Annotated in this window: 8 protein-coding genes; 2 read left to right on the top strand and 6 right to left on the bottom strand. The window is 74.8% G+C overall.

Annotated features, from left to right (window positions below; translation table 11 throughout):
* The first annotated feature begins 134 nt into the window (after nucleotides 1-134).
* Complete coding sequence (locus QFZ75_RS34545) at nucleotides 135-1,079, top strand: geranyl diphosphate 2-C-methyltransferase (RefSeq protein ID WP_373466075.1); 945 nt, start codon at nucleotides 135-137, stop codon at nucleotides 1,077-1,079.
* A gap of 119 nt (nucleotides 1,080-1,198) precedes the next feature.
* Here QFZ75_RS34545 and QFZ75_RS34540 read toward each other — a convergent pair whose 3' ends face one another.
* Genes QFZ75_RS34540 through QFZ75_RS34525 form a run of 4 tightly spaced genes read right to left on the bottom strand, consistent with a single transcriptional unit; the run spans nucleotide 1,199 to nucleotide 6,072 of the window.
* The gene (locus tag QFZ75_RS34540; RefSeq protein WP_307543268.1) at nucleotides 1,199-2,338 is read right to left on the bottom strand and encodes an XdhC/CoxI family protein; all 1,140 of its coding nucleotides are present in this window, start codon (nucleotides 2,336-2,338) and stop codon (nucleotides 1,199-1,201) included.
* Entirely contained in the window at nucleotides 2,331-4,478 is a 2,148-nt protein-coding gene (locus QFZ75_RS34535; protein WP_307543266.1) for a xanthine dehydrogenase family protein molybdopterin-binding subunit, read from the bottom strand. The genes QFZ75_RS34540 and QFZ75_RS34535 overlap by 8 nt, the downstream gene beginning before the upstream one ends.
* Nucleotides 4,475-5,467, bottom strand: coding sequence for a xanthine dehydrogenase family protein subunit M (locus tag QFZ75_RS34530; RefSeq protein WP_307543265.1), 993 nt, complete (start codon nucleotides 5,465-5,467; stop codon nucleotides 4,475-4,477). Before QFZ75_RS34530 ends, QFZ75_RS34535 begins: the two co-directional genes overlap by 4 nt.
* Nucleotides 5,464-6,072: a (2Fe-2S)-binding protein gene (locus QFZ75_RS34525; protein WP_307543263.1), complete on the bottom strand. Its 609-nt coding sequence runs from the start codon at nucleotides 6,070-6,072 to the stop codon at nucleotides 5,464-5,466. The genes QFZ75_RS34530 and QFZ75_RS34525 overlap by 4 nt, the downstream gene beginning before the upstream one ends.
* A 320-nt stretch (nucleotides 6,073-6,392) precedes the next feature.
* Here QFZ75_RS34525 and QFZ75_RS34520 point away from each other — a divergent pair, with 320 nt between their 5' ends.
* Nucleotides 6,393-6,971: a TetR/AcrR family transcriptional regulator gene (locus QFZ75_RS34520; protein ID WP_307543262.1), complete on the top strand. Its 579-nt coding sequence runs from the start codon at nucleotides 6,393-6,395 to the stop codon at nucleotides 6,969-6,971.
* Between the two features lie 34 nt (nucleotides 6,972-7,005).
* Here QFZ75_RS34520 and QFZ75_RS34515 read toward each other — a convergent pair whose 3' ends face one another.
* Together QFZ75_RS34515 and QFZ75_RS34510 are read right to left on the bottom strand one after the other, a co-directional pair.
* Entirely contained in the window at nucleotides 7,006-8,184 is a 1,179-nt protein-coding gene (locus QFZ75_RS34515; RefSeq protein ID WP_307543260.1) for a cytochrome P450, read from the bottom strand.
* A gap of 122 nt (nucleotides 8,185-8,306) precedes the next feature.
* Nucleotides 8,307-11,408, bottom strand: coding sequence for an AAA family ATPase (locus QFZ75_RS34510; protein WP_307543259.1), 3,102 nt, complete (start codon nucleotides 11,406-11,408; stop codon nucleotides 8,307-8,309).
* Between the last annotated feature and the right edge of the window lie 216 nt (nucleotides 11,409-11,624).

Here is an 11,624-nt window from a genome sequence, read left to right as displayed (position 1 = left end):
GGGTCTGGCCGCGTGGGTGGCCGGCAACCACGAATGGCACGCCACCAACACGCACCGCTACCACCTGCCCAACTACTGGTGACGCGGCCCGTCCCGTCCCACCGCCCACGCGCCACGAGGAGTGCTCCTTGACCATCGCAGACACCGACACCGACACCGACATCGCCGCCACCGGCACCGGCACGGCCTCGGCGGCAGCGTCCGTGCCGAGCCAGTCCACGTACCAGTCGACGTACCAGACCCGCGTGGCGGACTACTGGAACGCCGAGGAGAACCCGGTCAACCTGGAACTGGGCAGGATCGACGACCTGTACCACCACCACTACGGCATCGGGGCCGTCGACCCGTCGGTGCTCGCCGAGGTCGCGGACGCGGACCGTACGGGCGGCGGCCCGGCCGGGCTCCGCGAGCGGATCACCGCCGAACTGCACCGGCTGGAGCAGGCCCAGGCCGAGCTGCTCGCCTCGCACCTCGGTGACCTCTCCCCCGCCGACCGGGTCTTCGACGCCGGCTGCGGGCGCGGTGGCGGCAGCGTGGTGGCCCACCTGCGGTACGGCTGCCGCACCGACGGTGTGACGCTGTCCAGGAAGCAGGCCGACTTCGCCAACGAGCAGGCCCGCAAGCGGAACATCGACGACAAGGTGCGCTACCACCACCGGAACATGCTCGACACCGGCCTCGCCACGGGTGCGTACGCGGCCTCCTGGAACAACGAGTCCACCATGTACGTGGAGCTGGAGCTGCTCTTCGCCGAGCACGCCCGGCTGCTGCGCCGCGGCGGACGGTACGTGACGATCACCGGCTGCTACAACGACACCTACGGGCGGGCCTCCCGCGAGGTGTCGCTCATCAACGCGCACTACATCTGCGACATCCACCCGCGCTCGGAGTACTTCCGCGCGATGGCCCGCAACCGGCTCGTACCCGTCCATGTGCAGGACCTGACCGCGGACACGATCCCGTACTGGGAGCTGCGCGAGCAGGCCGGCCATCTGGTCACCGGCATCGAGGAGACGTTCCTCGACGCCTACCGGAACGGCAGTTTCCAGTACCTGCTCATCGTGGCCGACCGCGTCTGACGGGCGGGGCGCACGACACGGCGGGTACGGGCGGGACGGTGGGGGCTGGCCGCCCGGTTCCCCGCGCCCACGAAGGGACCGGGGTGAGCCGGGGGTGTCAGCCCCCACCGGTTGCGGCTTCAGGCGGCTTTCGCCGTGTCCGGTCCCTCCCGGTGGATCGGGGTGCCCGAGTCCGTCAGCGGGGTGCCCGTGCCGCCCCGGCGGGACGCGACGATCTCCGCCGCGATGGACAGGGCCGTCTCCTCGGGTGTGCGGGCGCCCAGGTCGAGGCCGATCGGCGACCGGAGGCGGGACAGCTCCGCCGCCGTCAGGCCGGCCTCCCGCAGGCGCCGGTCGCGGTCCGCGTGGGTGCGGCGCGAGCCCATCGCCCCGACGAACGCGACCGGCATCCGCAGCGCCTGCTCCAGCAGCGGGATGTCGAACTTGGCGTCGTGGGTGAGCACGCACAGGACCGTGCGCCCGTCGGTCTCCGTACCCCGCAGATAGCGGTGCGGCCAGTCGACGACGAGGTCGTCCGCCTCCGGGAAGCGGGCCCTGGTGGCGAAGACGGGCCGGGCGTCGCACACCGTCACGTGGTACCCGAGGAACTTGCCCGCCCGGACGAGCGCCGCGGCGAAGTCGATCGCGCCGAACACGATCATGCGCGGCGGCGGCACCTTCGACTCGACCAGCAGGGTGAGCCCGCCGGGGCAGTGCGTGCCGTCCTCCGAGAGGTCGAGGGTGCCGGTGCGCCCGGCGTCCAGCAGAGCCCGGGCCTCGGCCGCCGCCGTCCGGTCCAGCTCCGGGGCGCCGCCGCCCAGCGACCCCTCGTACGAACCGTCCGGGTGCACCAGCAGGGCGCTGCCCAGGAGGTGTTCCGGGCCGCGGACGACCCGGGCCAGGGCCCTGGGCTCGCCCGCGGCGGCGGCCGACAGGGCCGCCCGGAACACCTCGCGGGCGGGCGCGTCCGCCCCGACCGGGGTGACCATGATGTCGAGCACCCCGCCGCAGGTCAGTCCGACCGCGAAGGCGTCCTCGTCGCTGTAGCCGAACCGTTCGACGACGGTCCCGCCGTCCTCGAGGGCCTGGAGGCACAGGTCGTACACCGCCCCCTCCACGCAGCCGCCGGAGACCGAGCCGATCACCGTGCCCGCGCCGTCGACGGCGAGGGCGGCACCCGGGCCGCGCGGCGCGCTGCCGCCGACGGCCACGACGGTGGCGACGGCGAACGCGCGGCCCTCCTCGGCCCAGCGCGCCAGCTCGTCGGCGATGTCAAGCATGGGCGGCGCCCGCCTCGATGACGCGGTCGGGCCGGATGGGCAGGTTGCGGTGGCGTACGCCGGTCGCGTGCCAGACGGCGTTGGCGATCGCCGCGGCGGCGCCCACGATGCCGATCTCGCCGATGCCCTTGATGCCGACCGGGTCGTCCGGGTCCGGGTCGTCCACCCAGTCCGCCTCGACGAGCGGCACGTCGGCGTTCGAGGCCACGTGGTAGCCCGCGAGGTCGGCGCCGTAGAGGGCGCCCGTGTTCCGGTCCCGCAGCGCCTCCTCGTGCAGGGCCATGGAGATGCCCCAGATCATCCCGCCGGTGAACTGGCCGCGGGCCGTGAGCGGGTTGACGATCTTCCCGGCGGCGAAGATGCCGAGCATCCGGCGCACCCGCACCTCTCCGGTGGCCACGTCCACGGCGACCTCGGCGAACTGCGCCCCGAAGGAGTGCCGTTCCTTCTGCGTGAGGGCGCCGACGGCCGCGGTGGTGTCCGACCGTACGGTGATGCCCTCCGGCGGAATGCCGTCGCTCAGGGCGACCCGCTCCCGCAGTTCCCCGGCCGCGGCCGTGACCGCCCAGGCCCACGACCGGGTGCCCATCGAGCCGCCGGCGATCATCGCCGGGCCGAAGTCGCTGTCGCCGATCCGCACGCGCACCCGGTCGGTCGGCACCTGGAGGGCGTCGGCGGCGACCAGGGTGAGCGCCGTCCGCGCTCCGGTTCCGATGTCCGCGGCGTTGATCCGTACGGTGAAGGTGCCGTCGGCCTCCGCGGTCGCGGCGGCCGTGGACGGCATCGCTCCCGCGAAGAAGGAGGCCGCCGCCGTACCCGTGCCGAGCAGCCAGCGCCCGTCCCGGCGCAGGCCCGGGCGCGGGTCGCGGTCCGCCCAGCCGAACCTGCGGGCGCCCTCCCGGAAGCAGGCGGGCAGGTTGCGGCTGCTGAACGGCAGCCCCGACACCGGTCCCACCTCGGGTTCGTTGCGCACGCGCAGTTCGATCGGGTCGATGCCGCTCTTCTCGGCGAGCTCGTCGAGCGCCGACTCCAGGGCGAACGATCCGGGCGCCTCGCCGGGGGCCCGCATGAACGTCGGACTCGGCACGTCGAGCCGTACGACCCGGTTGGCGGTGTGGTGGGCGGGAGCGTCGTACATCACCCGCGCCGGGCCCGCGCCCGACTCGATGAACTCGTGCACGGTCGAGGTGAGGCTCAGGCAGTTGTGCTCCAGCGCGAGCAGCCGCCCTCCGGCGTCGGCGCCGAGCCGGACCCGCTGGGTGGTGGGGCTGCGGTAGCCGGCGAGCGAGAACATCTGCCGGCGTGTCATGACGACGCGGACGGGGCGCGACAGGACGGTCGCGGCCATCACCGCGGCCACCTGGTGGGCGCGCACGCCCTTGCTGCCGAAGCCGCCGCCGACGTGCTCGGAGCGCACGTGCACCGAGGCCGGGTCGAGCGAGAACAGCTTCGCGAGTTCGTCCGCGACCCAGATCGTGCCCTGGTTGGAGTCCACGACCTCGAGCCGGCCGCCGTCCCACAGGGCCGTCGCGGCGTGGGGCTCCATCGAGTTGTGGTGTTCCTCCGGCGTGGTGTACTCGGCGTCCAGGACGAAGGAGGACGCGGCCAGTTGGGCATCGAGGTCGCCCTTCCCCGTCACGCCCGGTCCGCCGGGGCCGGGGATCGAGTACGCGTCGGGGTGTTCTCCGGCGAAGGTGACGTCGTGCGGCTCCTCCTCGTAGTGGACGACCAGTGCTTCGGCGGCCTCCCTGGCCTGCTCGGAGGTCTCGGCGACGACCAGCGCCACCGGCCAGCCCGCGTGCGGCACCCGGTCGTGCTGGAAGACGGCGATGGTCGGGTCCGGGGCCATGCCGAGCATGCCGACGTAGTCGGTGTCGACGCGCGGGGCGTTCCCGTGGTGCAGGACGGCGAGGACGCCCGGCATCCCGAGGACGGGGGCGTCCTCCACCGCGCTGACGCGGCCACGGGTGACCGTCGACAGCACCAGCCAGCCGTGGGTCAGTTCGGTGAAGGGGATCTCGGCCGCGTAGCGGGCGGCTCCGGTGACCTTGTCGCGGCCCTCCACCCGGGTGTGCGCGGTGCCGACGGCGTTCCGTGCCACGGTGGTGCCGGTCGTGGTGCCGGTCGTGGTGGTGGTCATCGGGTGGCCTCCTCGGCGAGTTCGCTCAGTACGGCGACGACGAGGTTGCGCATCAGTGTCACCTTGTATCCGTTGTGCGGCAGCGGCCGGGCGGCCGCGAGTTCGGCGTCGGCGGCCGCGGCGAAGGCGGCGGCGTCGACCGGTCCGCCGGTCAGGGCCGCTTCGGCCGCGCGGGCCCGCCAGGGGCGGGACGCGACCGCTCCGAAGGCGAGGCGCACCTCGCGCACGACACCGTCGTGGACGTCGAGCGCGGCGGCGATCGAGCCGATCGCGAAGGCGTAGGAGGCCCGCTCGCGCACCTTGCGGTAGCGGGAGTTGGCGGCGACCGGGGCGGGCGGCAGGGTGACACCGGTGATCAGTGCCCCCGGCGGCAGGGCGGTCTCCAGGTGCGGGGTGTCGCCCACCGGCAGATAGAACTCGGTGAGGGGCAGCTCGCCCGGCCCGTCCGCCGTCTCGTACGAGACGACCGCGTCGAAGGCCGTCAGCGCGACCCCCAGGTCGGAGGGGTGGGTGGCCACGCAGTGGTCGGAGGCGCCCAGGATCGCGTGGTTGTGGTGCTCGCCCTCGATCGCGGGGCAGCCGCTGCCCGGGACGCGCTTGTTGCACGGCTTGGACACGTCGGTGAAGTAGCCGCAGCGGGTGCGCTGCAGGAGGTTCCCGCCGACGGTGGCCATGTTGCGCAGCTGCCCGGAGGCACCGGCCAGGACCGCCTGGGTGAGGGCCGGGTAGCGGCGGCGCACGTCGGGGTGGGCCGCGAGGTCGCTGTTGGTGACGGTCGCGCCGATGCGCAGTCCGCCGTCCCCGGTCGACTCGATCCGGTCCAGCGGGAGGCCGCGTACGTCGACGAGCCGGGCGGGCCGTTCGACGCCGGTCTTCATCAGGTCGACGAGGTTGGTGCCGCCGCCCAGGAACCGGGCGCCGGGGTCGGCGTCGAGCAGGGCGAGGGCGCCGGAGACGTCGGCGGCGCGCTCGTAGGCGAATTCCTTCATGCCGCCGCTCCCTCGTGCTCGGCGCCCTGTACGGGTCGGGCGTCCGGTATGTCCTGAGTGGTTCGCGCGTCGGCCTCGGCCGCGCGGGCGACCGCCTGCACGATCGACACGTACGCGCCGCAGCGGCACAGGTTGCCGCTCATCCGCTCACGGATCTCCTCGGCGGTCAGGGGCGGTGGCCCCGCTTCGGGGCGTACGTCGTCGGTGGCGGCGCTCGGCCAGCCGGCGGCGTGCTCCTCGATGACCGCGACGGCGGAACAGATCTGGCCGGGCGTGCAGTAGCCGCACTGGTAGCCGTCGAGGTCGAGGAACGCCTGCTGCACGGGATGCAGTTGCTCGCCCTCTGCGATGCCCTCGATGGTGGTGATCTCCCGGCCTTCGGCCGCCACCGCCAGTTGCAGGCAGGCGACGGCCCGGCGTTTGTCGAGCAGGACCGTACAGGCCCCGCACTGTCCCTGGTCGCAGCCCTTCTTGGTGCCGGTCATGTCGAGGCGCTCACGCAGGGCGTCGAGCAGGGTGGTGCGGTGGTCGACGGTCAGCGTGTGCTTCTCGCCGTTGATGTTCAGGGTGACGGCGCTGTACGTCGACGGAGACGCTGTGGCCATGATCAGCCTTCTTTCGCATTCCCGGACCGTCGTGCGAGGACGGTCCGGCAGGCAGGAGAGACGGAAGACGCAAAGACGTGCGGGAGAGGAAGCCGAGATGTCTCGAACGGGGGGAGCCGACGCCGTGCGTAGCGGCGGCGGGCCGGAAGCGTGCAGGATGCAGGCGGGGCGAACCGCTGCCGACCGGCACAGACTGTCCGCAGGGGACGTCAGCCGGTAAGGTGCACCTAACCGGACAACTGTCCGCTCCCTGAAAAACGTAGTGGACAGCTGTCCGCTTATCAAGGACGTTATTCGGCCACACGCCACGAGGAGGACGAGTGCAGCAGAAGAAGGACGTACCGCTGCGCTCCGACGCACAGCGCAATCGCGAGCGCATCCTGGAGGTGGCCCTGGTCGAACTGACCCACTGCGCGGACGCACCGCTCAGCGTGATCGCCAAGAAGGCGGGCGTCGGGCAGGGCACTTTCTACCGCAACTTCCCCAACCGCGAGGCGCTCGTCCTCGAGATCTACCGCCATGAGATGCAGCAGGTCGCCGACGCCGCGACCGAGCTGCTCCGCGCCCACGAGCCCGACCGGGCCCTGCGCGCGTGGATGGACCACCTCGCCCGGTTCGCCATGACCAAGGCCGGTCTGGCGGACGCGATCCGGCAGGCCACCAGCGCTCCGGGCGGCCCGGCCAGGCCGGGGCACACCCCGGTGACGTCCGCGGCGGAACTCCTGCTCCACGCCAACGAGGAGGCGGGCACCATCCGGCCGGGGGTGACCGGCGACGACTTCGTCCTCGCCATCGCCGGCCTCTGGCAGCTCGATCCCCGCGGGGACTGGCAGGCGCGCGCCGACCGGCTCCTGGATCTCGTCATGGACGGCCTGCGCGCGGGGGCTCCCGGCCGGTGAGGGCCGCGGGCCCCGGTGCCCGCGGGAGCGCCGGTCAGTGTCCGGAGCGGTCCCACCGGACGTGCAGGGCCGGGGGCTTGCGGAACACCAGGCCGTGCGGGGCGGCGGGACGGGCCGGGTCGAGGCGCAGGGCGGGGAGGCGTTCGAGCAGGTGCCGCAGGGCGATACGGGCCTCCAGCCGGGCGAGGTGCGCGGCGAGGCAGTAGTGCGGGCCGTGCGCGAACGCCAGCTGCAGACGCGCGTTCCCGCGGCGGACGTCGAACCGGTCGGGGTCCGGGAAGACGGCCGGGTCGCGGTTGGCCCCGGTCAGGGAGACGGTGACCAGGTCGCCCCGGCGGATCGGGGCCGGGCCGAGGACGGTGTCCCGGGTGGCGTAGCGGTCCACGACCGCCGCGCCGGGTTCGAGGCGCAGCGACTCCTCGACCGCGCCGTCCAGCAGCTCGGGATCGGCCCGGACGAGGGCGAGCTGGCCCGGGTTCCGCAGCAGGTGCAGCAGCGCATTGGTGATCATGCCTTCGGTGGTCTCGATGCCGCCGAACATCAGGACCGCGGCGTTGGACGCCACCTCGGGCACGGTCAGCCGCCCGGCGGCGGAGACGAGGAGCGAGGACGCGTCCCGGTCGGCGACGGTGGCCTCCACCGCCGCCCGCAGCTGTGCGTACGCGGCGGTCCCGGCGGGCCCCGCCGCGTGTCCGGCGGTGATGTCCGAGACCGACGCCACGATGGAGTCGTACCAGGAGAGCACGGTGGCCGTGCTCGTGCCGACCAGGCCGAGCGCCTCGGTCACGACGGCGACCGCGAGCGGGCCGGCGAAGGCGCGCCGCAGGTCGGCGGTGCCGGCGGGTGCCAGGTCGGTGACGAGCCGCACGGTCTCCTTCTCGATGAAGGAGGCGAAGCCCTCGCGCACGGCCCGGGGCCGGAAGGGGGCGGTGAAGGGTTCACGGTGGCGGGCGTGCGGTGCGCCGTCCAGGGACAGCATGCTCGGGCCGACGACCTGCGCGGTGGAGAAACGGGGGTCGTCGACCGTGAAGGTCGCGTCGTCCCGCATCACGCTCAGCGCGAGGTCGCGGCGGGTCACCAGCCAGCCGTCCAGCTCGGGCAGCCAGGACACGGGCTCGCGCTCGCGGAGCAGCGCCAGCCGCGCGTGGGGGTCCCGGGTGAGTTCGGCGAGCGTGGTCGCCGCGCCGAGCGGGAAGGAACCGGCGGCGCTCATCGCGCGGTCCGGGCGGGTACGGGGTAACCGGTCACACGGAAGGCTAACCCGGTCGCACAAGAGGCCGGACCGGTCGCATCAGAGGCCGGACCGGTCGACGTCAGAAGCCGGACCGGTCGACGTCAGAGGCCGGCCGCGTGGTAGTCGGTGAGCACGGCCGTGACGACCTCGGTGCGGGACCGCAGCCCGGTGCGGGTGAACAGCCGGGTGAGGCGGTTGGCGACCGCGTCCTCGCTGAGCCGGAGCACCGCGGCCGTCCGGCGGTTGGTGAGCCCCTCGGCGACCAGCGTCGCGAGCAGGCGCTCGTTCTCGACGGTGGCCTGCCTGCGCCCCGGGACCGTGAGGCCGGCCTCCCGCATCGCGGCCCGGGTGCGGAAGCGGGACAGAGCGGCGCCGGTCGTCCCGAACAGCTCGTACGCCTCGTGCAGCAGTTCGGGCGGACCCGTGCCCGCACCGGCGGCGGCGAGCGTCACCGCCGTCTCGAACGGCTGGCGGCGCGAGCGGGCCAGCTCCACCGCCTCCCGCAGGTTCCCGCGCGCGGTGCCGGGGTCGTCCTGGCGCAGGACCCGGGCCGACGCCAGCAGATACGTCAGCCGGGTCCTGCCGCTGCCCGAGCGGCCGGCGATCCGTTCCAGGCGCTCCAGACAGGCCACCGCCTCGCCGGGGCGCCCTTCCTGCGCGTGCACCTCGGCCAGCGAGGCCCACAGTTCGTCGGTGCCGGCGACCTGCCCCTGGGCGTCGGCCGCGTCCAGGCCGCGGCGCAGCGTCCTGACGGCGCCCGCCGGATCGCCGAGGGCCCGCAGCACGTCGGACTCGACGGCGTCCAGCGAGTACTCCAGCGGGCCCCCGGGACGGCCCCGCGCGCTGTCCAGGAGGCGGCGGGCGCTCGTGGTGCGGCCCCGGGCCAGGAGGACGGCCGCGGTCCGCGCGGGAACGAGGTGGCTGTCCGCCGCGGGCGTGCCGGTCCGGTTGTTCGCCAGCATCCAGCGGGCCGGCTCCAGTGCCTCGTCCCAGCTGCCCCGCAGGTGGTGCCAGAGGAACAGGCTGTGCGGGGCGAGCACTTCGGGGGTCAGGCCCCGCTCGGCCAGCAGGGCCTCCGCCGCGCGCAGGTCCCGGCCGCTGAGCAGCTCGTCGAACATGGTGGTCGTCAGTGCGTGGACATGACCGGCGTCGAGGTACGGCGCCTCCGGGAGGGCGAGCGAGGCCCGGAACCGCTCCGGCCGGCCCAGCGCCAGTTCCGCGACGGCCCGGAAGTAGGCGGGCTTCGCCCGGGTGCGGGCGCCGGCGCTCCACACCGGCTCGGTCCGTGCCAGCAGGTCCAGCATCTCGTGCCACCTCTCCAGGCGGCCCAGGGCCAGCGCCCGGCCGGTCACCGTGACCAGGGCGGGCAGCCGCAGCTCGTCCCACCACTGCCGCGTGGTCAGCCGGGACAGCGCCCGCCGGTCCGGTGCCGCGGCGGGCGACGTCCGCCCGTCGAGGAGCGGCGTCCGGTGCGTGCTCCCGGGGTGCCGGCCGGAAGCCCTCGTACCGGACGCACCTGGGCTTTCGGCCGGTGCCGCGAGTGGGGGTCCCCCCGGCCGGAGGCCGGGGGAGTCTGCCGGGCGTCGCGACGGGGCGGACGTCGCCTGTTGCGGCACCAGGTCGTCGGCCGTCGCCGCGGTGAAGAGCACGGCGGTGTCCTGCAGCGCCGACGGGTCCAGGACGTCCGCCAGGTCGCGCAGGATCGACTCCGCGATGGTCCGTGCGGTCCGGTGGTCCCCCGCGTTGTAGGCGGCCTTGGCGTACCGGCGCAGGGCCGCGACACGGTCGGCGGGCCGCTCGACGAGGTGGCAGACCGCCCGGCACCACCGGAGCACCCCCCTGCCCTCGGAGTCCGGGTGCAGCCGCCGTGCCGCGGCCGTCAGCTCGGCGACCGCGCGGCCGGGGTCGACCAGGGAACCGGCCTCCGCGACCCGGTCCGCCAGATAAGCCACCGCGTCCGCCCCGTCGAGCAGGTCCACCACCGGCGGTCTCTGCCCGTACGTGCCGCCCGCCGCGTCCCGGGCCGCCCACAGGGCCTGCGCCGCGGTGGCGGACAGCCGCCCGCGTTCCAGCGGCCCGAGCCGCTCCCGCACGGCGTGCGCCAGCAGGGGCGGACGGATGCGCCAGCCTTGTCCGCCCGCCTCCCGGGGGGCTCGTGAGCCGTGCGCCGCGGGGGTGTCGGGTCCGGGCAGTTCCTCGACGAGCCGCGCGTCCGTCAGGGCGCGGAGCGCGTCGCCGACGGCATCGGCGGACAGCCCGGTCGCGGTCGCGATCAGTCGCGCGGCCCGTCCGCCGAGCGGCCACAGGATGCTCAGCGCCCCGGCCACCGCGCGGCACGGCTCGCCCAGCGCCTCCAGCGCCGTCACGAACCGGTCGTCGTCCGGCAGTACCGGCGCCGGCGTCCGCACGCCGACGAAGGCGTGGCCGTCGGCCACCCTGACCGCCCCCTCGCGCGTCCATCCGATGAGCAGCGCGTCCACCGCTCCCGGGATCCCGAGGGTCAGCTCCCGCACGCGCCGGGCCAGACCCGTGTCCGGCGTCGCGCGCAGCCGCCGGGCCACCACGGCGGTGGTCCCGTCCGGCCCGAGGGCGGGCAGGACGATCGTGTGGGCGCCCGGCGTGTCCGGGCCGCCGCGTCCCACCGCCGTGGCCAGCAGCCGCACACCGGGCGGCACCCGTGCGAAGTCGGTCTCCCGCAGCACGGCGAGCGAACCGGCGTCGGCATGCTGGAGGTCGTCCACCACCACGACGACGGGCGCCGCCGCCCCGGCTCGTGCCAGGGCGGCGCGCAGCAGTCCCGCCATCGCCGGTCCGTCGCACTGCTCGGCGGCCCGCAGCGCCTCGGTGGCCGCCGACCCGGCCCGTCGCGGGTGCTCCGTGGCGGGCCGGTGCTCCGCCAGTGCCATGACCAGCCGCAGCGCGAGCAGCAGCGGCCGTGTGCCGTCGCCCGGCACGCAGTCCAGGGTGAGCACGGCTGTCCCCCGGGCCCGCAGCCGTTCGCCGGCCGCGTGCACGAACGCGGTGCGTCCCGCCCCCCGTTCACCGCGTACGAGCACCAGCCGCGGCCCGTCCGGATCGTTCAGGCGGCCGTGCGCCTCGTCCGACTCCCGCTCACGGCCGACCAGCTGGACGCCGGCGGCGCGGTCCGGGCTCACGGCCGTACCCCCGTGGAGCAGCCAGGGGGTTTCGGACGGGGCGGTCATGGTCCACCGTGCTCTCTTCGACTCCGTGCGCCGGGCGGGCGGCGACGAACCGCGTGCCGGGAACGGTCACCGGCCGACCCCGTGTCCGGGCCTTCGGCCGGCGGCAGTCATTATGGTCGACGGCCGGTGACCGTTCCCTCGTGGCCGGCTCCGCCGGGCGGCGGACCCCGGATGCGGCGCGCCGCGAACGCCCGTGCTCCGGGCGGCCGTTCACCG

It is taken from the genome of Streptomyces sp. V3I8, from assembly GCF_030817535.1.
Classification (GTDB): Bacteria; Actinomycetota; Actinomycetes; order Streptomycetales; family Streptomycetaceae; genus Streptomyces.
The sequence above is the reverse complement of the archived record's forward strand: the minus strand, read 5'-3'. Positions and strand labels throughout refer to the sequence as shown.

Excerpts from the sequence above, each read along its gene's own strand:
- QFZ75_RS34525 (WP_307543263.1), bottom strand. The coding sequence starts at position 6,072 with ATGGCCACAGCGTCTCCGTCGACGTACAGCGCCGTCACCCTGAACATC.
- QFZ75_RS34530 (WP_307543265.1), bottom strand. The coding sequence starts at position 5,467 with ATGAAGGAATTCGCCTACGAGCGCGCCGCCGACGTCTCCGGCGCCCTC.
- QFZ75_RS34535 (WP_307543266.1), bottom strand. The coding sequence starts at position 4,478 with ATGACCACCACCACGACCGGCACCACGACCGGCACCACCGTGGCACGG.
- QFZ75_RS34540 (WP_307543268.1), bottom strand. The coding sequence starts at position 2,338 with ATGCTTGACATCGCCGACGAGCTGGCGCGCTGGGCCGAGGAGGGCCGC.
- QFZ75_RS34510 (WP_307543259.1), bottom strand. The coding sequence starts at position 11,408 with ATGACCGCCCCGTCCGAAACCCCCTGGCTGCTCCACGGGGGTACGGCC.
- QFZ75_RS34515 (WP_307543260.1), bottom strand. The coding sequence starts at position 8,184 with ATGAGCGCCGCCGGTTCCTTCCCGCTCGGCGCGGCGACCACGCTCGCC.